General features: G+C 43.6%; 24 protein-coding genes. 14 read left to right on the top strand and 10 right to left on the bottom strand.

The features are described from left to right. Positions 1 to 4: 4 nt before the first annotated feature. The 3 genes from ruvX to B5F91_RS04010 form a co-directional block, all read right to left on the bottom strand. Positions 5 to 424, bottom strand: coding sequence for a Holliday junction resolvase RuvX (gene ruvX / locus B5F91_RS04020; protein ID WP_087427832.1), 420 nt, complete (start codon positions 422 to 424; stop codon positions 5 to 7). 278 nt (positions 425 to 702) lie between these two features. Then, positions 703 to 1,659, bottom strand: coding sequence for a PCMD domain-containing protein (locus B5F91_RS04015; RefSeq protein ID WP_087427939.1), 957 nt, complete (start codon positions 1,657 to 1,659; stop codon positions 703 to 705). Positions 1,660 to 1,779: 120 nt separating this feature from the next. After that, positions 1,780 to 2,283: an SPOR domain-containing protein gene (locus tag B5F91_RS04010; protein WP_087427831.1), complete on the bottom strand. Its 504-nt coding sequence runs from the start codon at positions 2,281 to 2,283 to the stop codon at positions 1,780 to 1,782. 204 nt (positions 2,284 to 2,487) lie between these two features. Between B5F91_RS04010 and B5F91_RS04005 the strand changes: the two genes are divergently transcribed. From B5F91_RS04005 to B5F91_RS03985, 5 genes are all read left to right on the top strand, one after another. Beyond that, a complete protein-coding gene (locus tag B5F91_RS04005) occupies positions 2,488 to 2,691 on the top strand; it encodes a YtxH domain-containing protein (protein WP_087427830.1) in 204 nt (67 codons plus the stop codon). 71 nt (positions 2,692 to 2,762) lie between these two features. Further along, a complete protein-coding gene (locus B5F91_RS04000) occupies positions 2,763 to 3,131 on the top strand; it encodes a phage holin family protein (protein WP_013617685.1) in 369 nt (122 codons plus the stop codon). Then, complete coding sequence (locus B5F91_RS03995) at positions 3,128 to 3,385, top strand: hypothetical protein (protein WP_087427829.1); 258 nt, start codon at positions 3,128 to 3,130, stop codon at positions 3,383 to 3,385. The genes B5F91_RS04000 and B5F91_RS03995 overlap by 4 nt, the downstream gene beginning before the upstream one ends. A 17-nt stretch (positions 3,386 to 3,402) precedes the next feature. Next, positions 3,403 to 4,236, top strand: a complete 834-nt coding sequence (locus tag B5F91_RS03990) for an alpha/beta fold hydrolase (RefSeq protein WP_087427828.1) — start codon at positions 3,403 to 3,405, stop codon at positions 4,234 to 4,236. Positions 4,237 to 4,280: 44 nt separating this feature from the next. Further along, on the top strand, positions 4,281 to 5,135 hold the full coding sequence (locus B5F91_RS03985) for an AraC family transcriptional regulator (protein WP_087427827.1): 855 nt from the start codon (positions 4,281 to 4,283) through the stop codon (positions 5,133 to 5,135). 98 nt (positions 5,136 to 5,233) lie between these two features. Here the strand turns inward: B5F91_RS03985 and B5F91_RS03980 are convergent, their stop codons facing one another. From B5F91_RS03980 to B5F91_RS03960, 5 genes are all read right to left on the bottom strand, one after another. After that, positions 5,234 to 6,286 (bottom strand): DUF1848 domain-containing protein, encoded by a 1,053-nt coding sequence (locus B5F91_RS03980; protein WP_087427826.1) that lies wholly within the window; start codon positions 6,284 to 6,286, stop codon positions 5,234 to 5,236. 49 nt (positions 6,287 to 6,335) lie between these two features. Continuing rightward, positions 6,336 to 8,957, bottom strand: coding sequence for a hypothetical protein (locus B5F91_RS03975; protein ID WP_087427825.1), 2,622 nt, complete (start codon positions 8,955 to 8,957; stop codon positions 6,336 to 6,338). Positions 8,958 to 9,033: 76 nt separating this feature from the next. After that, positions 9,034 to 9,900, bottom strand: a complete 867-nt coding sequence (locus tag B5F91_RS03970; protein WP_144025073.1) for a hypothetical protein — start codon at positions 9,898 to 9,900, stop codon at positions 9,034 to 9,036. 18 nt (positions 9,901 to 9,918) lie between these two features. Beyond that, the gene (locus B5F91_RS03965; RefSeq protein ID WP_087427823.1) at positions 9,919 to 11,304 is read right to left on the bottom strand and encodes a HAMP domain-containing histidine kinase; all 1,386 of its coding nucleotides are present in this window, start codon (positions 11,302 to 11,304) and stop codon (positions 9,919 to 9,921) included. 67 nt (positions 11,305 to 11,371) lie between these two features. After that, a complete protein-coding gene (locus tag B5F91_RS03960; protein WP_087427822.1) occupies positions 11,372 to 12,382 on the bottom strand; it encodes a WYL domain-containing protein in 1,011 nt (336 codons plus the stop codon). 287 nt (positions 12,383 to 12,669) lie between these two features. On the opposite strand from B5F91_RS03960, the gene B5F91_RS03955 reads away from it, so the two are divergent. Beyond that, positions 12,670 to 13,092, top strand: a complete 423-nt coding sequence (locus tag B5F91_RS03955; RefSeq protein WP_144025072.1) for a DUF4325 domain-containing protein — start codon at positions 12,670 to 12,672, stop codon at positions 13,090 to 13,092. 204 nt (positions 13,093 to 13,296) lie between these two features. Here the strand turns inward: B5F91_RS03955 and B5F91_RS03950 are convergent, their stop codons facing one another. Then, positions 13,297 to 13,929, bottom strand: coding sequence for an HU family DNA-binding protein (locus tag B5F91_RS03950; protein WP_087427820.1), 633 nt, complete (start codon positions 13,927 to 13,929; stop codon positions 13,297 to 13,299). A 307-nt stretch (positions 13,930 to 14,236) separates the two neighbouring features. Here B5F91_RS03950 and B5F91_RS03945 point away from each other — a divergent pair, with 307 nt between their 5' ends. After that, positions 14,237 to 15,403, top strand: coding sequence for an AAA family ATPase (locus B5F91_RS03945; RefSeq protein ID WP_087427819.1), 1,167 nt, complete (start codon positions 14,237 to 14,239; stop codon positions 15,401 to 15,403). A 7-nt stretch (positions 15,404 to 15,410) separates the two neighbouring features. On the opposite strand, the gene B5F91_RS03940 is transcribed toward B5F91_RS03945, so the two are convergent. After that, positions 15,411 to 15,974 carry a DUF308 domain-containing protein gene (locus B5F91_RS03940; protein ID WP_087427818.1) on the bottom strand — a complete coding sequence of 188 codons (564 nt, stop codon included), beginning with the start codon at positions 15,972 to 15,974 and terminating at the stop codon, positions 15,411 to 15,413. Between the two features lie 370 nt (positions 15,975 to 16,344). Between B5F91_RS03940 and trpB the strand changes: the two genes are divergently transcribed. The 7 genes from trpB to trpA all read left to right on the top strand — a co-directional run bounded on the left by trpB (position 16,345) and on the right by trpA (position 23,254). After that, a complete protein-coding gene (gene trpB / locus B5F91_RS03935; protein WP_087427817.1) occupies positions 16,345 to 17,523 on the top strand; it encodes a tryptophan synthase subunit beta in 1,179 nt (392 codons plus the stop codon). Between the two features lie 91 nt (positions 17,524 to 17,614). Next, complete coding sequence (locus tag B5F91_RS03930) at positions 17,615 to 19,012, top strand: anthranilate synthase component I family protein (RefSeq protein WP_087427816.1); 1,398 nt, start codon at positions 17,615 to 17,617, stop codon at positions 19,010 to 19,012. A gap of 12 nt (positions 19,013 to 19,024) precedes the next feature. Further along, complete coding sequence (locus B5F91_RS03925) at positions 19,025 to 19,600, top strand: aminodeoxychorismate/anthranilate synthase component II (RefSeq protein ID WP_087427815.1); 576 nt, start codon at positions 19,025 to 19,027, stop codon at positions 19,598 to 19,600. Positions 19,601 to 19,736: 136 nt separating this feature from the next. Continuing rightward, positions 19,737 to 20,732 carry an anthranilate phosphoribosyltransferase gene (gene trpD / locus B5F91_RS03920; protein WP_087427814.1) on the top strand — a complete coding sequence of 332 codons (996 nt, stop codon included), beginning with the start codon at positions 19,737 to 19,739 and terminating at the stop codon, positions 20,730 to 20,732. Between the two features lie 96 nt (positions 20,733 to 20,828). Beyond that, the gene (trpC, locus tag B5F91_RS03915) at positions 20,829 to 21,638 is read left to right on the top strand and encodes an indole-3-glycerol phosphate synthase TrpC (RefSeq protein ID WP_087427813.1); all 810 of its coding nucleotides are present in this window, start codon (positions 20,829 to 20,831) and stop codon (positions 21,636 to 21,638) included. A gap of 153 nt (positions 21,639 to 21,791) precedes the next feature. Further along, the gene (locus B5F91_RS03910; protein ID WP_087427812.1) at positions 21,792 to 22,454 is read left to right on the top strand and encodes a phosphoribosylanthranilate isomerase; all 663 of its coding nucleotides are present in this window, start codon (positions 21,792 to 21,794) and stop codon (positions 22,452 to 22,454) included. 23 nt (positions 22,455 to 22,477) lie between these two features. Then, the gene (gene trpA / locus B5F91_RS03905) at positions 22,478 to 23,254 is read left to right on the top strand and encodes a tryptophan synthase subunit alpha (protein WP_087427811.1); all 777 of its coding nucleotides are present in this window, start codon (positions 22,478 to 22,480) and stop codon (positions 23,252 to 23,254) included. Positions 23,255 to 23,551 lie beyond the last annotated feature (297 nt).

Here is a 23,551-nt window from a genome sequence, read left to right as displayed (position 1 = left end):
TCCTTTATTTATATTTTTTCGATTCCAAATACGATTGCAGAATAATCGTGGCGCTGATTTCGTCTACCAAAGCTTTGTTTTGCCTGTCCTTTTTCTTCAGCCCTCCGGCAAGCATCGCCTGATGCGCCAAGACCGAAGTGAAACGCTCGTCATACAACTCAACCGGCATATCGGGAAGCTTTTTCTTCAACTGGTTCATAAACGGGACGATGCGTTTCATGTTCTCCGAATCCTCGTTATTCATCTGTTTGGGATGTCCGATAATGATACGCTCTACCGCTTCGCGCCGGACATAGTCCAGCACAAAGTCCATCAATTGGGACGTCGGGACGGTGGTAAGCCCGTTCGCGATAATCTGCATCGGGTCGGTCACCGCGATGCCCGTGCGCTTCTTTCCGTAATCTATTGCCAATATTCTGCTCATAATCGGCGCAAAAATACGAATTTATTCTGTATAGTTCTCTATATAAAACTTAAAAAGATACCGAATGTGCGGATTATTATGAAACGCAGAGGCGCAAAAGCGCAAAGAATCAATTTTAGAGAAAGCAAAGAATACGGAGCCAAGGCTCTCTCTGTGCACTTTGCCATCTCTAAAAAATAAAAACTTTGCGACTTTGCGTCTCTGCGTTCAATTCCAGCATATACTTGAATGGCCCGACGCAACTATCTGCATCGAGCCATCCAAATATATGATTTGCCTTATTCATATACTAAGCATACATTGTCCACCCAAATCGTATTGCCCGGCGAGCCTACATACGCCCCGCCCAAGCTGGAAGTGAACTGGATAATCAGATGTGTAGGCTTTTCATCGGGTCCTGCCCAACCGTTTTCTTGAATCAACTGGCTTTCTCCCTCGCTATTGCGCGCGTGATAGTTCCCAACGCCCAGCCTCATCAGTTCCGCATCGTAATAAGCGGTATGCGAAATGTCTCCGTAATGGATTTCATACGTTGCTCCATTATGCCAGTCCGAATTTTTGTCATAACGCACCACCGCTGTACCGACCCGCTTGGCTATGATATTCCCGTCCTTATCTTCGGTACGCTTCTGGAGAAGGCAGGTCATAATGGCGCAATCTTGCCCCTCTACGGTACTCTTCCGGCTAAATCCCGTCTGGCGGATGCGGTGTGGTTCGCCCGACATCTTTACCTTATAATCATACCGGACGGCTTTGGGACGGGATGTGAAAGGCACTCCGATGTTCAAGTTCTTCTCGCCTTCTTTGGTTCCGGTTATCGGTTCTTTCATGTCTCCCAAGAACATGGAACCTGAAGCAAGCACGGTGATATTGACCAGCCCCAAGACTTTCACGCTTTCGATATGGGTTTCCAGTTTGGCGCAATACCCGTTTCCACGGCGTTCGGGATAGACGCTGGTATTGGTCTTCACAATTCCCATTACCTTTGCCATCACATTCGAAGTCCCCCAAGGCGAACCTCCCTGATTGACGTATGGCTCATTCCCTTCCAAGACTTTCGTAGGTCCCACTTCGTAAAGCTGCTTGGTATCTCCTCCGATAATGCCCGACTCATGGATTTTCCGCGTAATCCATTGGTCCATATCTCCATATTTAATAGGAACGACTTTCTCTTGCGCAAACGCGAAAAGCGGGAAGAGCATCCAAAGCATTCCAAGTATTCCTTTTATTTTCATCATGTATTGTCTGCTTTTTATTTCCGCGTGCAAAATTACAAAAAAAAGCGATAACCCGGAGGCTATCGCTTTAAATCTGTGATATTGAATAATATTTCCTGCTTATTTACAACTCTTTTTTTATTTTGCGTAAAGCAACCATGCGCCTTGGAAATCCTTCCGGTCGGGATATTTCGCCTTGAATGCATCGCGTGCGGCAGATGCCTCTGTATGAGTGTCATACGATTCTACAATGACACGATACATGTTCTTCTCGGCATTGTAAACCACTTTTGCATCGTAGCCTTCAGCATCCATTTGGTTTTTCAATCCGTCGGCATTTGCCTTCACTCCAAAGCTTCCGCATACCACGCTATATGCTTTCAGCCCGTTACCTGATACCAATTCTACCTTTTCTTCACGTACCGGAGCAGTCTGGACAGGTGCCGGAGTAGTTGTTACAGGAGCAACCGGAGCTACAGGAGTAACTGTTGTCTCAGCCGGTGTTTCATTTGTGGCCGCTTCTGCCAGTTCTTGTTGCTTCGCTTTTTCGTATGCTTTTTTATAAGCACTTTCGCTTGACTTACAGGAAGAGAATGCCAAAGCTACGCACAATCCCATTCCCAATACAACAATTTTCTTCATTTCTCTCGAATTTATTAATTAATGTTTTTAATATATGCAGATTTATTTGCTTGCAAAAGTAGCAATATCTCCCTACTCTTTCTATTAAAATCTGTTAATATTAAAGCTTTTCCGATTTTTGTCTAAGATTCTTCTGAAAAAACGAGCATTATTCTCAAAAAATTCTTAGATTTGTGGTTGTATAACTTAAAACCTATATTTAATATGAAAGCATTAAATGTTGTAGCTGCATTCTTGGGCGGAATTGCACTGGGAGCAGTAGCCGGAATTTTATTTGCACCGGAAAAGGGTACGGACACACGTAGCAAAATCGCTGAAGTTTTGCGTAAGAAAGGCATCCGCCTGAGCCGTGAAGAAATGGATGATTTGGCAGACCAAATCGCATCGGAAGTAAAAGATGCAGACTGATTGCACAAAAACCGTAGGAGGGTGTGTCAGACAAAATCCGAACACACCCTCTTTTTTTAAACCGAAAAACTATGTTCGCTAACGATAAAAGCATTGATAACCTGCAAGACCTGTTCAAGGAATTCAGGAAATACATTGAATTGCAAGGGGAATACCTCAAGCTGGAAACCATTGAGAAACTAACCGTCCTGCTCTCTACGCTTACCTTGATATTCATCTTGGTAGCATTGGGAGTCATGGCTCTGTTCTATTTCTCTTTCATGCTGGTTTATGTCCTTGCCACAGAAGTAGGAATGGTAGCAGGATTTGCCATTGTGGGTGCTATCCTGATTCTTATCGCATGGCTGGTTTACCATTTCCGCGTCTCTTTGATATTCCAGCCAATGGTCAATTTCCTTGCACGTTTATTCCTTGACGACTCTAACAAACCTCAACAATGAATACACAACAACCTTATTATACATTAGATACAATCAGGCAACAACGCCTGAATAAAAAGCAAGAAGTCTTGCAATCCAAGGAGCGTATGCAACACTTGGCGCACCAGCTTTTTGCACCACAAGAAAGCAAAAACAAATTCGAAGGGATGATGCAACATATCAATATGGGCATCGCCGCATACGACGGAGTAATGACCGGAGTGAAAATCCTGAGAAGAGTCAGGCATTTCTTCAGAGGTAAGAAGCGAAGATAACTATATAATACATATATATGAAAAAACAAATAAAACTTTTTAGTGTGATAGCCCTCCTTTTTTGCGCTATCACCGCAAAGGCACAGACCGATTCTACATTCTACATCAAAGGGGCAATAGGACGCCTTGCCGCACATCTGCAATTGCCTGATTTGAAAAAGGGAGAAAAATGCCCCGTTGTAATCATCTGCCATGGTTTCACCGGAAACCAAAACGAACCGTTATTGCGCGCCATAGCCGATAATCTGGTAAATGCAGGCATAGGCGCATTACGTTTCGACTTTAACGCCCACGGACAAAGCGAAGGCGATTTTGTCAATATGACCGTCCCTAACGAAATAGAAGATGCCTTGTCGATAATCGCTTTTGCACATAGCTTGCCGCAAACATCCAGCATATCCCTATTAGGGCATTCACAAGGTGGCGTCGTATCAGCAATGACCGCCGGACAATTGGGCAATGAAATCCAAAGTGTCGTGCTTATGGCACCTGCAGCTGTATTACGTGATGATGCCTTACGAGGAAATACAATGGGAGCGATGTATGACCCGTGGCATGCACCTGAATATGTCACAATGCCATCAGGACATAAATTGGGCAGGAATTTTATTCAAACCGCCATTACACTTCCCATATACGAAACAGCACAAAAATACGAAGGTCCTGCACTTATCATACATGGCATGGATGACCGTGTAGTGCCTTACACATACGGAGAAAGGTTCCATCAAGTAATGAAAAATAGCGAAATCATTCTGATACCGGGAGAAAACCACGGTTTTGGCACTAACCTTCCGTACGCTGCATCCATGGCATCAGAGTGGCTGGTAAAGAATTTGAAAGCCCAATAAATATCTGATTTTGCCAAGTTCCCTTAAAGTTGAAAAGAGCAACAATGAAACAAATATACTCATTAACTTCTATTCCTTCTGATACGAATTTCATTGCAGGGATTGACGTAATAGGCAACATTAAAAAGCTTTTCGCCATCCCTGCCCAAATACCCGGATGCTTGTTCCTGCTTTGCATCAGAGGGCAATGCGACATCACAATACATATAAATAAATACAAGCTGAAGAAAAATTCCATAGCCATTGTCTATCCCGACCAGTTCGTGCAAATAGCAGAGAACACTCCCGATTGCCGGTTCGCCTTTGTCGGATTTTCTTCTACGCTTATCCAACATCCGTTCCTGTTTTCGAATACTATCCAGTATGCTCCTTCTATCTTGGAAGAACCGGTTATAGAACTCGAACCGAAAACAGCTGAAGTATTCCGCGACTATTTCAAAATGCTGATAAAGGCAAAACACCAAAACAATACATTGGTAAGAGAAGAACAACTCCCGCTTATCCTGACTGGGTTGATTATTGAATTGGGGAATATTAATAAGCAAGAACCGGTAAAAAAAGAAGGACAACCCTATACCCGAAGCCAGGAAATCGTAAAAGAACTGATACGTATCGTGGTAGAAAACTACAAGACCGAGCGGAACATCTCTTTTTATGCCGATAAAATGCACCTCTCTCCCCAACACCTGAGCACTACCGTCAAGAAAACTACAGGAAGAACCCTGACCGACATCATATCGGCATTCGTCATCAAAGACGCGCAAGCCAAGCTGAAGTCCACCGAACTAACTATCCAAGAGATAGCCTACTCGCTGAACTTCCCCGACATTTCTTTCTTCGGGAAATACTTCAAGCGCTACACCGGCATGTCGCCCAAGCAATACCGGAATATGGAATGACGATTTTTCACCACAGAGAACACAGAGTACCACAGAGGAAATAATTAAAGCTCAGTGTACCTCCGTGTCCTCTGTGGTGAAATTTCGCATCCTTATATTCACTCAATCAAGCTTTCACTTTCATCCGAATGGCGCGCCTTGTTCCGCAAGACGCATTCTTTGCTTGTGTTGGCATAACAATATACGCAAAAATGCCTGCACGTATCGTACATCCCTATATCCTTGCTCACCATACAACCGCACACTTTCCGTTGCCCTTTGTCTTTCAGATTCTTCCGCTCTATGGAAATAGGAGGCATCTCGCCAAACAAATCTGGTTCGGGCAACTTGCCTGTATGCAAATAATAAACCAATTCCTTATCTTCGCCCCACAACCGCTCCATCAGTTCACCGTCTATGCAACGGTTATGCTCGATGCCGTAACCCTCCAAGTCAATTTCCTCGGCACAAGTGGCAAGCGTCAGGTTCCAGCCTTCTGCCCGCCATATCTCACGCAGCTTCACCAGTCCTTCCACAACTTCTTGCCGTTGCACCTCATTCAGTTCTGCCGTTTCCACATTCTCTTTGGTAAAACAGGAAGTCTCCTTTATCAGATTATTTTGCACTTTCCGGTAAGCCTTCACGTCCACAAAGCTGAACACTAACTTATCGGTATATCCTTTCAGTTGATTACCAATCTTCCAGATCCGGTTCAGCAACATACGTGGGGTTATGTCAGGCGTGATGATTAAAGGGTCGAACCGCCATATCACTCGCTCATGTCCAATCAGCTCCGATAATTTGCGGAACGTTTCAATCCGTTTTTCTACGCTGGGCACATTCGGCTCGAAACCCTCCCGCACATAATCGTTCAGCGTCACCTGAAAATAGTAATGTATTCCCAATTCATCCAGTTTGTATAAATAAGGCAAGATAGGTTCCGGATTCTTCGTCCAAAACACCACCACCTTACAATGCTTGAAAGACACATACATCGGCTTCCGGTTGAACGGATTATACCATACACAATACCCCTTGTCCAAACGATTGAAGAACCATTTGGCATAAAAGGCAGGTATGTCCGTAGAGCGGCTGGCGGAGATAATTACCGGAGCGGTTGCTTCTACTTGTTTGCCGGAATCGGTGGTTATAATTTGTTTATCTGTTGACATAGTGTGATAGTAAACGTTCTTGCTCATAAATCTTTTATAAAAGCATAAGTTAAAACCCATTGGATACATTAAAATTTCTATCACAAGATTCACAATATGCAGAAAAAGCATGAATACTATCATTTTTTAAATACAACTCTGAACCACAAAATGGACAAAAATATCTACTTTTATCATTGTGTCCTTTACCTAGTTTAGATTGTATGCGATTTGGAATTGGTAAATGAGATAGTACATACCGTTGTGCTAACCTCTCATATTGATTATCGTCACAGCATGAAAGGCATGTTGGGCATATATACCAACCGTTAGGACATTGCTTCGTATCACGAGAATCAATGAGCCCTTTTTTACATCTATAGCAGTAATTGAGATATACAGCTTTTCCATGTTCCAAACACGTCGGATTTATGCAAGAATAATAATTATTTCTATCAAATTTTTCACGCTTTACAGGATACATCAGATGCCCACAAACGCGACATTTGAGGCGACTAAACTTTTTCATAGCCTTATTTGCAACAACAATGAATAGAGAGATTATGCCATCCGGCTCATAACCACATTCTACTTGGTGTAATTTAGGAAAGCCTATTATTTCCGCAAAATGGAAAAGTGTATATTGGTTCCATGAACTATTATTTTGCAAACATTGTTTATCAAGAATATTGCAGAAACATTCATTTCCTCTACACCAAAAAAAAGGCAAATTAGTAGCCTGATTATGGACTTCTGCTAATTTAGGCGCGCAAAACAAGGAAAGCCCCTTAAGGCTCTTCCTATTCAAAAATGAAAGTTCAAAATCTTTAGTGTCAGCATTGACAGTTTTCTTATAATAATACAATCTCCGTAGCTTACCGAGCAAAGGCTTATTATATGCAGTTTCAAAATACACGCCATTATAAACACTGTCTTTCAAAATAGAATTTAATGAGGATACAACTCGTTCAGTTACTTCGGCGGCTTCTTTATTTCTAAATTCTTTTGAATATTCTTCATTATTTAAATTCTTTGGAAGCGCTTCTTTGATTTTGAAAAGATCAAATTGAGAACCAATATAAACTTTCTTTTGAGGATATATTCGCATTGTCCTTGGTACAGAATATTCAAATAGAAGTTTACATTCGAAAGAATTCATATCCTTTGAATCAATTATATAAGTTTCCAAATCCTCAGTTCTATAATTAGAAGCAATTTTATAGATTGATTCTTTTAATTTTTCTACAGAAGTGTCTGATAGATTAATTTCTATATCTCCATTCGTTGAATTTTCAAATGATTTATTTACAAATAAATCAAGCCAATCAGAATTTTTTAAAGACACAATCCATCTATCCGTATATGTTGCTGAAATTATACAATCAAGTTTCCCTAATTTTTGTGATAACTTCAGGCAATTGGAATCTTCATCCAATGGCCTCACATCATTATCATATTGGCAAGTAAGATAATCTTTCTTTTTACCCTTTGAATCCAAAAGTTTGATAATAGTTTTTCTTAGATTTTCAGACGTAAATTTACGGTCATCCAAAGATATTATGATGCTATAATCAATAAACCCCACGAAAGCCTCATTATAGACGGCTCCACCATTGCAACATGGTAAGAAGCTATCTAGCCCCAAATTAATCTTAGGATTTGTTACATCACAATGATTTATCGCAAAATCAAGAATCCCGTTAAAAGATTGAAATGATTTACCTTGAGTTTCAATTAAAGTTAAGATACAATCACACAGCAGTTGATTCCCTATATTTATTTTACAACTAGGTGTGTTAATACAATAACGATAATGCATAAACTCTAAATAATCGTTATCCCTAAACTGCTCTAAGAGTTTCACGTCAAAACTTACATTGCCCAATCTGACATCATGAAAATATCTTTGTATTATCTTAAGTTGTCTTTCATCCGAGACCAATGAGTATATTGATCTTAACAACTGATAATCCTTTAATGGTTTGTCAGAAACGAACCACTTATATAAGCAAATAAAATCATTTGAAGAATTTGTATTGACTTCATGATAAATAATATTCCCATCTTCATCACATACTTCACTATTATCACCTAAAATATGGTCAATCAAATCAAATAAATTACAATTCGTTCCAGATATTATAGGAGTTACATATTTCAGCGCATCAGTAATTTGAGTTGGAATATATATTTCATACTCAAAATTAAAATAATGAGCAACCTCCTTAATTTGTTGTTGCTTTCGATAAGACAAACAGCGACAAATTCTTTGCAACCATTTAAGAATATAAAGTTGGACTTTAATATCATATTTACTAATAGCAGATTCTAATTGGCCAATATTCCAATCACTATGATTTAAAAACCATAATGTATATATAAAAGGGAATTTATCTTCGGAATTTTGAGAACGATTTATTAAGCTATTAAGTATAACAATCCAATCATTATTATATTGAGGGTTGGCTATATGAAATGAAAATGTTACAGAATCTAATGAATTATTTTGATTATTCTCTACTTCATTTCCGGCGACCAATAGAACATATTCTAAATGTAACATTTTATCAACTATTTTCTTTTCGGATATAAAAGCTGAAATTTCATTCTGGGTTGATATATAAAAATAATGTTCTTCTATTTCGATGCAATTTCTCATCTGTTTTTCATAATACTCACATTTTTGTTCCATAAAAAACAGTGGATTCTTTGTCAATTCATTGAAGAATTTTCTATTGGTCGTAGCTGTCATCATGTAACAATCTCCTCTATATGCTTTTAGTCCAATATATGATATTTAACAATTCAAACAAACAACTTTGTAACAAATATGGAGCTTTCCCGTAGCGGACATCATTATCAATTGTAGTTTTCCCATGTGAACCTTCCTGTACAATTCTGACCAGACTATGAAAGGAACGTTTTATGTATTCAGGAATACCTTCTTGATCACCTATATATTGTGAACATTCATTTAAAGTTTTTTTCTTATCAGGAAAAAATGACTTGTTTTTTAAGAAAGCAATGACAAAATCCTCCAAGTATTTACGAATTTCATTTAGCAACTTAGGGTCTGTTACATTCTTTTTTATAAGTATTGAGTACATTATTTCGAGTAATCTATTATCCGCATTTTCACCCAACGATTTTGAAATGCATAATAAGTCTGTATATTCCTTGTGTAACTTATACAAATCAGAGATACCTTCGACTTTACGGATGTCATCAAATAATTTTTTATAATCTTCGCCACTTTTGTCATAAACTCTTTTACTACAATATGATTCTTTACGAATAAGAGAATCTTCCTCATGATAACGTTTTTCACCTGACAAAGTAAAGATGTATGGTTCTTCCTGACTGTGCTTATTATGAAAATCACGCAACCAATCGTATGCGTTTTGATATCCATCTACAGCATTCCCTGTTGCTGCTCTTTGTTCACGTATATCTAATATAACGGCACACCATTCTAATGGATGTGCCTCAATAGCGATTAGCCCTTCTTTATAAGTAGATATAGGTGTAATATCTATTTCTTGTTCGTAAGCGTATTCTATGAACTCACGCCCCATAACAGAAAGTTCACCATACATATTCTTGCACTCATCATCTATCCACAAAACTTTTATCATGGTCAAAATATTTTAAAGTTAAACTAATGGAAATTTTACACAAATAACAACAGGAAAGCCTTCTTTGCTATAAGGTAGTATAGCTTCTCCGCCCGCTTTGTCACAGATATCATATATTCTAAACCCACCAATACCGGTATGTCCTGTTGGTCCTGCAAAACTACCTTGTTCAAAAAATGTTGTACGCGCACGTTCTGACATAGGCTCTCCATTGTTAGCAATTGCAATTTCGCACATCCTATTATCTGTCACTTCAATAGATACTTGTAACAAGTAATCATTTCTGTTTCCGATAAAACCATGCCTAACAGCATTGCCTACAATATTATCAAGCAACTCCATGAATGCTTTTGGAGATATCTTAATATTGAGTTCCTTCTCAAATCCAACTTTCTCAATATTAAAAGGCACCGAATATTTCAACGCAATTTTATCAAGATATTCATCCAACGAATGAGCTACATTCAATTTTTGTTCAGGTTCACCAGCCTGTTCGCTTTTTGTCAAATTCTCTATTTCAATCTCAACATTCTTGACCGAACAAGATAAGCCTTCAAGCAAGTCGTTGACTGACTGATTTGTAATTTCACCAATTATATCTGAGAGTTTTACGCCATCAGGATGTTTTTTAAAGAAGTTTTGCAGACGCTCTATAGCCATTCTGATAGGCATTACTTCATTGCTAAGCCTATGTTTACTATTACGAATATGAGCCTCATTCAACCACTCCTTTTGTTGAAACTTTCGTTCCTTTTCTGCCATCTTTTCCTGAAGCATCTTCTCCATTGATTTGGCATCTGCAATTCGTTGTTTTTGCACAATGATTGAAGGTATATTCAAAGAACTTTTGAATAATCCATCACGAAAAACAGTTTCTGCTGATGTGACATCTGTTGTAATACCATCAGCAAAAATCTCACCTACATTAATCCAACCAATTCCCCCAAAAGAATCTCCATAAGCTTTCTTATACTTATCGTCAACATCTATGCCTTTTGATATACCTACCCATGATTCATATTTGCTCATATAAAATAAATAATCAGGCAAAACACAAGGATTTAATTTAAACACGAGTGTATAACCTATCGTTTGTGTTCGTTTAAATCCAGAACATATAAAAACAGGGTCATCTTCACCAGCAAGCACAAAAGCCATCATAGGACTATGCGATGCCATAATAAGCGTGGGAGAAGTTATCTTCCGCATGCCTTTCTTGGATGTCCCATAATCCAAGTCAGAAGGATGTACATAAATGGAATTCCAATCTTTGGCAAAATCCTTTTCTTGAAAAATTCTGCCAGAAACTTCATCACGAACATTTTGATATTGAGCGGATAACAGTACAGATGAAGCTTTTGTATTCTGAACTTGCAATCCGTCTTGAGAAATGAAATCAGTCATAGATAATCAAATTTATGAGTTTAACATTTGTATTTACGGTGGCAAAGTTACAAGCCATAGGTTCAGTCTATTTGAACTTATCATAATTATTTAGTGATTTTCTAATCCGTTCTCGTATTTTTTCTTCCAAGCTCGGCGGAAAAATGACTTTTAGACCTTCTCCATACGATAATAACATTTGCTCTAACTCAAAATTCGGAATAACCGAAATTTGAATAGTTCCTCCTTCTTCATCTTGTTCGAGAATAACTTGTGAGTGATGAATCGGTTTTGTTTTAATATATGGTAGTAAATCCTTGTCTGCCCATAGACGTATCTCCTCAACTGACACTCCCCACGGTTTTGAAACGCCTATAATATCTTTGAAATATTGCTTGAAATTAGATTTTGTATTATGAATATACGGTACAGGAGCTTCCTTTATACTACAAATCCGATCCAAAGCAAAAATTGAAAGTGTACTATATTCATTTGTTTGCGCAAGTATAAACCACCTATTATTATATTGCTTTAAATAATAAGGATGTATAACATAGTGCTGGGCAGACATAGCATTAAAACTTTTATATTCTAGCTCTAATGCATGATGTAAACGAATTGCATCGAATAAATAGGTCAAATAATTGATGCCCTTTAAAAAAGGATTATCATCAAATTCAACTATATGACAATTTTGTTGCGGATGACATGACATGGATGATTGTATACGGAGATTAGTTTCATCTATCCATTTAAATTGCTGCTTCCCTTGAAACATACTGAGAGTAGAAAGGATTTCTTGTAAATTGGCGATGTCCTTTTCTGTTAAAGGAGCGTTATATATCGAAAAATCACGCTCTTTATATCTATAGCGTTTATTCCTACCAATACGAATGGTTTCTATATCTATAAAATATGTATTTTGTATTTCCAATATATCATCACGTATTGTGTTCTTGGAAGTTACAACATGAAGTCCTCTTTCTTCAAGTTCAAGATTGCATTTATCCATTATTTCTTGAATGGAATAACCTCTTTCGCTTTGAAGACATCTATCAATTATTTTTTGCCTTATAGCATATCCTTTTGTATTCGCCATTCTATCTATTTCTTAGGTATGAAAATTATTTATTCTCAGAACATTAATAGACTAAAAGTCTTTCATCTGAAAATTATATTTTAACGCCTACTAAATACTTACACATTAAAATACTATGGCAAGTTAGTAAAAAAATTTTTCTTTTCCAAGAAAAAACAACTATTCATCCGATCAAGATGTCAAAAACGCCCTTAACTTATCAAACACGAAACCAATCAATACTTTGCAACATCCAACTACAACAAACAACAAACAATTGTTGCATTTCTCAATAAAAATCGTGACCTTTGCGACAAGTTAATCAGTTAAGATTGTTTCCATGGACAAACATCGTAGCGGAAGCGGATGTTTTTCATGGGATTTTTGTATTATATATGCATTATAACGTAAAAATTTCCGAATTAATAAGCACGGATATCCGTTCTCGTGCAAACGCGAACATAATCCGCTCTGCAATTGATGGCATTAACGAGAGAATTGTCCTTGATTTTGACGGAGTTTGCTTTATCTCACGTTCATTCACGGACGAATTGTATAATGTATTAGAAGAGCATAAAAACATTTCGTTTACAAACACTTCTGATAACATAAAAGCAATGCTTGATGCGGTTGAAAAAGGACGTAAAAGCACAAGAAACTTTAGCAATAGTTCCGAAATAAAGGAGTTCCATGATTTTGCAAGCCTTTCGGCATTTCTTGCTACAATTTAAGAACTCCGATAAAGAACACACCAATGCCCGTACAAGAGCACTTCCACATCCTTGTACGGGCATTATTCATTGAAGGCTCAACAAGCGCATCAGTCCGCAAAACTTATTTCGCTTTCTACGCTTCCTTTTTATCTTGGTAATGAAAATACACCAAGCTGGCAATGGCTATCACTATCACCATGACAGATGCAATAACGGCTCCCATTATTTTTCCTCCTTTTCTTTTACTTCTTTCCGCCTCACATAAACCCGATGAGGGGCACGACCGGCTATGTCAATCAGTTTCGCATCCACCCACTTGTTCAGGTCTTGCCACGCCTTGTATTTCAAGAGTCCGGTAAGGTTTCCGTATTCGGTGCGGGTGATGTAATCGTGGGTCTCCAAGTACGACTGGAGCATAGCCAGGCGTTCTTTTTCCGAATAGGCGGACGAACTTTGCTTTACTTTCTTTTCCGATGGGGCACGAAGCACACGTCCATAGCATTGTTTCGAGAACTGCTTCGATACGGTCATCTTCACCTTGTCGAAACGGATGGACTGGGCATGCACTTCGCTCTTGTCGTACACCTCCGTATCGGCTTTCAGCGAAACGGAAAGCGTTCCGATATTGCCTATCTGCACCCGGCGGCCTTCGGAAAGGAGTTGCGTTGCCCAATGTTCTATCTCGTCCATCACGGCAAGGACATTCCCTTTGGTCAGCCCGGAATGGGCGGCTATCTTTTGGGTTAATTCGTTGAACGAAACGGTCTGATACGGAATCAGTTTCGGATAAAGGCGCGGCGCGTTTTCATCGTTTTCTTTCGAAGGCAAAGGCATGAAATCGTAAAGTACACTCATGATAATGTGATTTTTAATGGTTAACAATCTGTTTTCTGCTATCTCACTTCTATGGTTTCCAAACCAAAACCGTACGGTTTTCGAACCAAGAACGTACGGTTTCCGAACCAAAAACATACGGTTTTGGGACGGAAACCGTAGAAGGGAGACATCCGCAAAGATAATACAACCCAGCCCCGAAGTCAAGTATATCAGGCTCTATTTGAAAACGAGAGGCACTTTTTGCATCATTTTCGTGCAGTTTTTAGCGGATTCTGCATTTTTTTGATGCAAAATCGCTATATTTGTTCCCTAAACATAGAATATTATGGAACAACTGTATGAGTTTTTCAACCGGAAATTAAAGCATACGCCTACCGGATTCTTCCGGTACCGGTATAACCAAATCAAATGGAACGGACGGGCTTTCGGGCTTGTCGGTCCGCGTGGTGTGGGCAAGTCTACCATGCTCCTACAATACATCAAGCAGCATCTTGACCCTACCGATACGCTCTATGTATCCACCGACCATTTATACTTTGCCGAGCATAAGCTTGTGGAATTGGCAGACCGTTTTGTCAAAATGGGAGGGAAACACCTGTTCATCGATGAAATCCATAAGTATGAAGGTTGGTCGAGGGAGTTGAAGCAAATTTACGATAGTTATGATGATTTGCAAATCGTCATCTCCGGATCATCCATTCTTGATATATACAAAGGACTTGCCGACCTGAGCCGACGGATGCCCATTTATACGATGCAAGGGCTTTCGTTCCGTGAATACCTGCATTTGTTCCACCAAATCGAAGTACCGATATATAGCCTTGAGGAAATAGTGACGCATAAGGCCATGCTTCCTATCGAACATCCATTGCCGCTTTTCAAGGATTATCTCCGCAATGGATATTACCCTTTCGGCAAAGATGAAGAGTACGAAATGGAGCTGATGCAAGTTATCAATCAAACGATGGAAGCGGATATCCCGCAACACATACAAGCGAACATCTCTTTGGGACGGAAACTGAAAAGCCTCCTGATGGTGATAGCCAAAAGCGTGCCTTTCAAACCGGTCATGCAAAAGCTGGCGGAGGCTACAGGCATCAGCCGGAATGACATCCCGAATTACCTGATTTATATGGAAAAAGCAGGTATGATAGCCCAACTCAGGGACACTACAGAAGGCATACGCGGCTTGGGGAAAGTAGAAAAACTTTACCTTGACAACACGAACCTGATTTATACGTTAGCTCCGGAACAAGCGGAAATAGGCAACGTGCGGGAAACCTTTTTTATGAATCAGACAAGAGTAGCGAATGAAGTGACCAGTTCCAGCCTCTCCGATTTCGAAATAAACGGAAAAGTATTCGAAATCGGAGGACGCAAAAAAGGGCAAAAACAAATCGAAAGTACACAAGAGGGATATATCGTGAAAGACGATATCGAAAACGGTTACGCCAACATCATCCCCCTATGGGCTTTCGGGCTGAACTATTAGTCTCTTCTCACTCCTCTATCACTTCCACATCCGTTATCACCTGATTGCTCTTCCTCCGGTAACGGATGATGCGGAAGAGGTCGGTCAAACCATAGACGATAGAAGATGCGCCTAATACGATGAAGGGGATTTTTGCGGCTTCGAATGGGTTTACTAAAATCAGGATGCCCGCCAGCAAGAGCAAGACCGGAATGACATAGAAGATAGCCGGAACGCTTCCCGTGAGCTTCCGTACCGAAATGAAGTTCATCAGTTGGCCGATGCCGCCCAATACGAGCAAAGCTCCCAATACATACATCAGGATGCCGACAAAGAAAGCAGGCATGACGATGAGCCATAGCCCCAACAAGGCACTACCCAACGCTACAATAGGGAATGCCCTTCCGCTTCCGTCTTCCGCACGACTACGGGAAGCGAAATAGGCGAATATCCCGTACAAACCCGGCAAAAGGAACAATACCCCGACCGTTATCACCAGATAAATCATCGCAGCTTCGGGCCACATCACCAGCAGAACCCCCATTATCAATGCGCACAAGCTGCACATTACTGAATAACCGAATAGTCTCATTTTTATTTCCTCCTTATTTATTACAATACTACGAAGATAATCGTTTTTTCTTGTTTATACAAATAAACAACTACAGATATAAAACAAAAAAAATCCCATTTTGTTTGCATATTCAAATTTTATCGCTACTTTTGCTCCCGAATCAAAACAAAAGCATAACAAAAACTTATGAACTCATTGATGACAAATACATATCGTTGGTGGCGTTACTTACTACTCATAAAGTCGTAAGCTAACCCAGTCCGCGTGTATTTGTCCTTTTTCATATCACAAACATAGTATTTAGACATTATTCAAAGGCTGTCGTTCTTACGACAGCCTTTTTTGTTTTTATCCCTTGCATCATAAATAATTAACAATATAAACCAACATGGAAAAGTATCAAGTAGACTCAAACGGATTTTATGGAGATTTCGGAGGCGCATACATCCCCGAAATACTCCACCGGTGTGTGACCGAACTGAAAGAAGCGTATCTGAACGTATTGGATAGCGACGAGTTCAAGCAAGAATTCTCCAACTTGCTTCGCGATTATGTGGGGCGCCCCTCGCCGCTCTACCTTGCCCGCAGGCTTTCGGAGAAATACGGATGCAAGATTTACCTGAAGCGCGAAGACCTGAACCATACCGGCGCACACAAGATAAACAACGCTATCGGGCAAGCTTTGCTGGCACGCCACATGGGAAAGAAACGCATCATCGCCGAGACCGGAGCAGGACAACATGGGGTAGCAACGGCTACGGTATGTGCCCTGATGAACATGGAATGCGTGGTCTACATGGGCGAAACCGACATCAAGCGCCAGCACATCAACGTAGAAAAGATGAAGATGCTGGGGGCGGAAGTACGTCCGGTCACATCGGGAAACAAGACCCTGAAGGATGCCACCAACGAAGCCATACGCGACTGGTGTTGCCATCCCGAAGACACATACTACATAATAGGCTCTACCGTAGGCCCTCACCCGTATCCCGACATGGTGGCACGCCTCCAGTCGGTGATTAGTGAAGAGATTAAGAAACAACTCTTAGCACACGAAGGGCGCGATTATCCCGATTATCTGATAGCGTGTGTGGGAGGAGGAAGCAATGCCGCGGGCACCGTCTATCATTATTTGGATGACGAACGTGTGAAGATTGTCCTTGCCGAAGCCGGAGGGAAAGGCATCCATTCGGGATATTCCGCCGCCACTATCCATTTAGGACGATTGGGCATCATACACGGCTCGAAGACCTTGGTGATGCAAGACGAAGACGGGCAAATCTTAGAGCCTTATTCCGTCTCCGCCGGACTGGACTATCCAGGCATCGGACCGCTCCACGCCAATCTTGCCGCCCGGCACCGTGCCACGGTATATGCCATTAACGATGATGAAGCTATCCGTGCCGCCTTCGAGTTGACCCGATTGGAAGGCATCATCCCGGCACTCGAATCAGCACATGCCTTGGGAGCGTTGGAGAAACTCAGCTTCAAGCCCGAAGACATCGTAGTGCTCACCGTGTCGGGACGGGGAGACAAGGATATTGAGACGTATTTAGTTAATAATTAATAGTTAAAAATGAATAGTTATTCCCCTATACCTATTAATTATCAACTATAACCAACTATTAATTATTAACTCTTAACTATTAACTAAAGACATGACCTACCATTACCATACCCACCACAAAGTCTTATTGGGCGACCTCCATACCCCGGTAAGCACTTACCTGAAGGTGCGCGACCTGTTTCCGCAAAGCGCCCTGATGGAAAGTTCCGACTATCACGGGACGGAGAACAACCGCTCGTTCATCGGGCTGAACCCGATAGCCAGCATCAGCGTGAGCCACGGGATAGCCACCCTGCTCTATCCCGACCATTCGCGCGAGGAAATCGAGATAACCGATACATGCAGCGTAGAGCAAGTGATGAACCGCTTCCTTTCGCGTTTCCACGTAACGGGAGAGTATGCCGGATATTGCGGGCTTTACGGATACACAACGTTCAATGCCGTGCGCTATTTCGAACCTATCGAAGTGAAAGACAGCACCGAGGCGAAGAACGATGCGCCCGATATCCTTTACATCCTGTATAAGTACATCATCGTTTTCCACGATTTCAAGAGCGAAATGGTACTGGTGGAAATGGCTGGCGGAGAAGAGCCGAGCCACATTGCCAAGATAGAATGCGCCATCCACGACCGCAACTATACCACGTACGGTTTCCACCCCATAGGCGAGACCTCCAGCACCCTGACCGACGAGGAGCACAAGGCGAACATCCGCAAAGGAATCGCCCGATGCCTGCGGGGAGACGTGTTCCAAATCGTCCTCTCGCGCCGGTTCGTCCAGCGGTTCCAGGGCGATGACTTCAAACTCTACCGTGCCTTGCGGAGCATCAACCCCTCGCCTTACCTCTTCTATTTCGACTTCGGCGGATTCCGCATCTTCGGCTCTTCGCCCGAAACGCATTGCAAGATAGAAGGCGGACAAGCCACTATCGACCCCATTGCGGGCACTACCCGAAGAAGCGGAGACAAGGAGACCGACCGGAAGCTGACCGAAGCCCTCCTTGCCGACCCGAAAGAGAACGCCGAACACGTGATGCTGGTCGACCTCGCCCGGAACGACCTGAACCGGAACTGCACCGGCACGCACGTGGCTTTCTACAAAGAGCCGCAATATTATAGCCACGTCATCCACCTCGTGAGCCGGGTGTGCGGAACGCTTCGGAAAGACACCAATGCCATCCGCACCTTCATCGACACCTTCCCCGCCGGAACATTGAGCGGTGCGCCGAAAGTGCGTGCCATGCAACTCATCAGCGAAATCGAGCCGCACAACCGGGGTGCCTACGGAGGGTGCATCGGCTTCATCGGGCTGGACGGCACGCTCAACCAAGCCATTACCATCCGCACCTTCGTAAGCCGCAACCACGAACTATGGTTCCAAGCGGGAGGAGGCATCACCGCCCTGAGCGATGAAGAAAACGAATTGCAAGAAGTAAACAACAAACTGGGTGCCTTGAAGAAAGCCATCCTGATAGCCGAACAACTTTAAGAACAAGAGCTTATGAAAACCGTTATCATAGACAATTACGACTCGTTCACCTATAACCTGAGCCAGCTATTGCAAGAATCGGGAGCCGAGGTCACCGTACTCCGAAACGACAAGTTCCGCATGGAAGACCTCGAAGCGTACGACAAGATTGTGCTCTCTCCCGGTCCGGGCATCCCCGAAGAAGCCGGCTTGCTCCTCGACGTCATCCGCACGTATGCCGGACGAAAGCCCATTTTAGGCATCTGCCTGGGCGAGCAAGCCATCGGCGAAGTGTTCGGAGGAAAGCTCGTCAACCTCTCCACCGTCTTCCACGGCATCCAAAGCACGGTATCCGTCGATACCCAAGATTACCTCTTCCGAGGGCTTCCGCACGAGATTCCTGTAGGCAGGTACCACTCGTGGGTAGTAGACAAGGCCTCGCTCCCGCCCGTCCTCCAGGTGATAGCCGAAAGCCGGGAAGGACAGGTCATGGCGCTCCGCCACCGCGAATACGACATCCGGGGCATCCAGTTCCACCCCGAGTCGGTGCTTACCCCCGACGGGAAACGCATCATAGCCAACTGGATGAAAGGTCAATTATCAAATTAAACGCAGATTAACGCAGATTTCCGCAGATTTTTTAATTATTATCTCTGTGACCCCCTGTGTCCTCTGTGGTGAATATGAATAATCTGCGTTAATCTGCGAAAATCTGCGTTTCAAAAAGCATAAAACTTCACGCAATATGAAAGCAATACTTACCCGCCTTTTCGCCCACGAAGAACTCTCGCACGAAGAGGCACGCACGCTGATGCAAGGCATCACGCAAGGCAAATACAACGATACGCAAGTGGCATCCCTCCTCACCGTATTCCAGATGCGGGGAATCAAGGTCGATGAACTGGCTGGATTCCGCCAAGCCCTGTTAGAGACCCGCATTCCCGTGGACTTCTCCGACTATGCTCCCATTGACATCGTAGGGACGGGAGGCGACGGGAAAAACACCTTCAACATCTCCACCTGTGCCTGCTTTGTGGTGGCTGGAGCGGGCTATGCCGTAGCCAAGCACGGCAACTACGGAGCCACATCGGTGAGCGGAGCCAGCAACGTGATGGAACAACACGGGGTGCGCTTCACGTCCGACGAAGCCCGCTTGCGCCGTTCCATCGAAACGTGCCGCATGGCATACCTCCACGCCCCGCTCTTCAATCCCGCCATGAAGCACGTAGCCGGGGTGCGCAAAGCCCTGCAAGTACGCACGCTCTTCAACCTCCTCGGACCGCTCATCAACCCCTGCCAGCCCCCGTACCAGCTCTTAGGCGTGGCAGACCTAGCGCAAATGCGGCTCTACACCAACACCCTCCAGCGGTTGGGCATCGGGTTTGCCGTGGTCAACAACCTGGACGGGTACGACGAAATATCCCTCACCGACGAGTTTAAGGTGATGACCAACCGCTACGAAACTATCTACCGCCCCGCCGACTTGGGTTTCTCGCTCGCCCCGCAAGAGGAGCTATCGGGAGGAAGCACCCCGCAAGAAGCAGCCCGGATATTCGACTCCGTCCTGCAGAACCGCGCCACCCGTGCCCAGACCGAATGCGTCCTGATAAACGCCTCGTTCGCTATCCAAGCCCGCGAGCCCGGAAAGCCCATAGAAGCCTGCGTGGCATTGGCGCGCGAATCATTGGAAAGCGGACGGGCATGGAAAACCTTATGCCGGTTTGTGGAAATAAATAGTTAGTTAATAGTTAATAATGAATAATTAATAACGAGCAACTATTAACTATCTAATTATCAACAATTCACTATTAATTATTAACTATTAATTATTAACTACATGAAGGACATTTTAAAAGAAATCATCGCGCACAAGCGCATCGAGATAGCGGAGCAAGAGAAAGCCGTCTCCGCCGCCTTCCTCGAAAAACAGATAGAAGGAAGCCGCCCCGCGCGAAGCCTGAAGCAAAGCCTCCTCGCCTCGTCCACGGGCATCATCGCCGAGTTCAAACGCCGCTCGCCCTCGAAAGGGTGGATAAAGCAAGACGCCGATGCCGCACGCATACCCGCCGGTTACGAGCAAGCCGGAGCCGCCGCACTCTCCATCCTCACCGATGAACGGTTCTTCGGAGGCTCGTTAAGAGACATCCGCACGGCACGCCCCACGGTCTCCCTCCCCATCCTGCGCAAGGACTTCATCATCAGCCCCTACCAACTCTTGCAAGCCAAGGCGGTACAGGCGGATGTCGTCCTCTTGATAGCCTCGGCACTCACCCGGCAAGAATGCCTCGTCTTGGCACGGGAAGCGCATACATTAGGGCTGGAAACCCTGCTGGAAATCCATACCGAAGCCGAACTGGAGTATTTAAGCGAAAACATTGATGTGGTGGGAATCAACAACCGCCACCTCGGCACGTTCCATACCGATGCGTCCCATTCGCTCCGGCTCATCGAAGCATTGCCTCCCGACGTGGTGAAAATCTCCGAGAGCGGCATCTCCAGTCCCGGCACCGTCCGTCGGCTCCGCCAAGCTGGATTCCGCGGATTCCTCATCGGCGAAGCCTTCATGAAGACACCCGCCCCGGGAAAGACCTTGCGGCACTTTATTGCTGATTTTTTCACCACAGATTACACAGATTTAAATAATTAATAAGAATTACCAATGTAGGGGTGGGGTCTGCCCACCCAAATACATCAACTGATACATCCGTGAGTACATTCGGGCAGGCAAACCCTGCCCCTACAAACAAACGGAATGCGGACATTTATTAATCTGTAGTTACCACCATAAAAAATAAACAACATGATAGTAAAAGTATGCGGCATGCGCGAGCCCGAAAACATCCGCGCCGTAGAGCAAACCGGAGCCGACTGGATGGGATTCATCTGCTACGAAGGCTCGTCCCGCTACGTGGCGGACCTGCCCCGATACCTGCCCCGCCAAGCCAAACGGGTCGGCGTATTCGTCAATGCCGATATAGACAACATACGAAGCCATGCCCAAAAGTTCCAGTACGATTACCTGCAACTCCACGGCACGGAAAGCCCCGACACCTGCCAGACATTACACGAAGAAGGCTTCCGCCTCATCAAGGCATTCGCGCTCCGAAGCATAGCCGACCTGCGGCAGATTCCGCCCTACGCTCCGTCGTGCGATTACCTGCTCTTCGATACGCCTTGCACCGGTTTCGGAGGCTCGGGTACGGCGTTCGACTGGGACCTGCTCCGGCACTACGAGGGCAGCACGCCTTTCCTCCTGAGCGGAGGCATCCGCCCCGAAAGCCTCGAAGCCCTAAAGCGTTTCCGTCATCCTCGCTGGGCAGGCATCGACCTGAACAGCGGCTTCGAAACCGCTCCGGCGGTGAAAGACGCACCGAAACTGAAAGCGTTTATCGAGGCGGTCAGAAAAGCCATGAATATTGAAACGCAGATTTCCGTGTTTCAAAAAACAACTCTTAATTATTAACTATTAATTATCAACTACACACCATGAACCGTATCAACCAATTATTCGAACAAAAGAGCCGCGGCATTCTTTCTATTTACTTTTGTGCCGGAAGCCCGAAAACCGACAATACCGTCGAAGTAATCCGTACCCTCGAAGCGCAAGGCATCGACCTGATAGAAATCGGAATCCCCTTTAGCGACCCCATGGCAGACGGGCCCGTCATACAGGATGCCGCCACCCAAGCTCTCCGGGGCGGCATGACCCTCCGCCGCCTGCTCGACCAGTTGAAAGACGTGCGGAGCGAAGTCCGTATCCCCCTCATCCTCATGGGCTACCTCAACCCTATCATGCAATACGGGTTCGAACGCCTGTGCCAGGCCTGCCAAGCATACGGCATCGACGGGCTCATCATCCCCGACCTGCCTTTCAAGGACTACATCGAAGAATACCGCCCCATAGCCGAGCGGTACGACGTGCGTATCATTATGCTCATCACCCCCGAAACCAGCGAAGAACGCATCCGCGAGATAGACCGCCACACCGAAGGCTTCATCTATATGGTTTCGTCCGCCGCCATCACCGGAGCACAGAAGGACTTCAACGAGCAGAAGCAAGCCTACTTCCGCCGCATCGAGGCGATGCACCTGCGCAACCCCCGCATGATAGGCTTCGGCATCTCCAACCGCCAGACTTACGAGTCCGCTTCCGCCCACGCCGCCGGATGCATCATCGGGAGCAAGTTCGTCACGCTCTTACAAGAAGAACAAGGCGACGCTCTCCGCGCCATCACCCGGCTGAAGGAAGCGTTAAACAATTAATAATGAATAGTTAATAGTGAATAATGAAAATGCTATTCACAAAAATCTAACAAATCTAACAACTAACAATTAACTTTTTTGTTAGTTAGTACCGATAGGAAAAATACAATTATATACTATATATATAAATAAATATATATATACAACTTTTTCTATTCCTACATTCATTCACTAAACATAATTGTTAGTTGTTAGATTTGTTAGATTTGTTAGATTTGTTGTTTTAGTGATTAGTTGATAATTGGTTGTTATAAGCTATTGATTATCAATGTCTATATGCAATTATCTTCCCAATCG

Origin of the sequence: Bacteroides sp. An322 (assembly GCF_002161765.1) — a bacterium.
GTDB classification, from domain to species: domain Bacteria; phylum Bacteroidota; class Bacteroidia; order Bacteroidales; family Bacteroidaceae; genus Phocaeicola; species Phocaeicola merdavium.
This window is presented reverse-complemented; position numbering and strand designations above follow the sequence as displayed.

Excerpts from the sequence above, each read along its gene's own strand:
- trpC (WP_087427813.1), top strand. The coding sequence starts at position 20,829 with ATGAAGGACATTTTAAAAGAAATCATCGCGCACAAGCGCATCGAGATA.
- B5F91_RS03940 (WP_087427818.1), bottom strand. The coding sequence starts at position 15,974 with ATGAGACTATTCGGTTATTCAGTAATGTGCAGCTTGTGCGCATTGATA.
- trpD (WP_087427814.1), top strand. The coding sequence starts at position 19,737 with ATGAAAGCAATACTTACCCGCCTTTTCGCCCACGAAGAACTCTCGCAC.
- B5F91_RS04000 (WP_013617685.1), top strand. The coding sequence starts at position 2,763 with ATGTTCGCTAACGATAAAAGCATTGATAACCTGCAAGACCTGTTCAAG.
- B5F91_RS04005 (WP_087427830.1), top strand. The coding sequence starts at position 2,488 with ATGAAAGCATTAAATGTTGTAGCTGCATTCTTGGGCGGAATTGCACTG.
- B5F91_RS03930 (WP_087427816.1), top strand. The coding sequence starts at position 17,615 with ATGACCTACCATTACCATACCCACCACAAAGTCTTATTGGGCGACCTC.
- B5F91_RS03980 (WP_087427826.1), bottom strand. The coding sequence starts at position 6,286 with ATGTCAACAGATAAACAAATTATAACCACCGATTCCGGCAAACAAGTA.
- ruvX (WP_087427832.1), bottom strand. The coding sequence starts at position 424 with ATGAGCAGAATATTGGCAATAGATTACGGAAAGAAGCGCACGGGCATC.
- B5F91_RS03910 (WP_087427812.1), top strand. The coding sequence starts at position 21,792 with ATGATAGTAAAAGTATGCGGCATGCGCGAGCCCGAAAACATCCGCGCC.
- B5F91_RS03925 (WP_087427815.1), top strand. The coding sequence starts at position 19,025 with ATGAAAACCGTTATCATAGACAATTACGACTCGTTCACCTATAACCTG.
- B5F91_RS03950 (WP_087427820.1), bottom strand. The coding sequence starts at position 13,929 with ATGAGTGTACTTTACGATTTCATGCCTTTGCCTTCGAAAGAAAACGAT.
- B5F91_RS04010 (WP_087427831.1), bottom strand. The coding sequence starts at position 2,283 with ATGAAGAAAATTGTTGTATTGGGAATGGGATTGTGCGTAGCTTTGGCA.
- trpB (WP_087427817.1), top strand. The coding sequence starts at position 16,345 with ATGGAAAAGTATCAAGTAGACTCAAACGGATTTTATGGAGATTTCGGA.
- B5F91_RS03990 (WP_087427828.1), top strand. The coding sequence starts at position 3,403 with ATGAAAAAACAAATAAAACTTTTTAGTGTGATAGCCCTCCTTTTTTGC.
- B5F91_RS03995 (WP_087427829.1), top strand. The coding sequence starts at position 3,128 with ATGAATACACAACAACCTTATTATACATTAGATACAATCAGGCAACAA.
- B5F91_RS03960 (WP_087427822.1), bottom strand. The coding sequence starts at position 12,382 with ATGGCGAATACAAAAGGATATGCTATAAGGCAAAAAATAATTGATAGA.
- B5F91_RS03985 (WP_087427827.1), top strand. The coding sequence starts at position 4,281 with ATGAAACAAATATACTCATTAACTTCTATTCCTTCTGATACGAATTTC.
- trpA (WP_087427811.1), top strand. The coding sequence starts at position 22,478 with ATGAACCGTATCAACCAATTATTCGAACAAAAGAGCCGCGGCATTCTT.
- B5F91_RS03945 (WP_087427819.1), top strand. The coding sequence starts at position 14,237 with ATGGAACAACTGTATGAGTTTTTCAACCGGAAATTAAAGCATACGCCT.
- B5F91_RS03975 (WP_087427825.1), bottom strand. The coding sequence starts at position 8,957 with ATGGAACAAAAATGTGAGTATTATGAAAAACAGATGAGAAATTGCATC.
- B5F91_RS03965 (WP_087427823.1), bottom strand. The coding sequence starts at position 11,304 with ATGACTGATTTCATTTCTCAAGACGGATTGCAAGTTCAGAATACAAAA.
- B5F91_RS03970 (WP_144025073.1), bottom strand. The coding sequence starts at position 9,900 with ATGATAAAAGTTTTGTGGATAGATGATGAGTGCAAGAATATGTATGGT.
- B5F91_RS04015 (WP_087427939.1), bottom strand. The coding sequence starts at position 1,659 with ATGAAAATAAAAGGAATACTTGGAATGCTTTGGATGCTCTTCCCGCTT.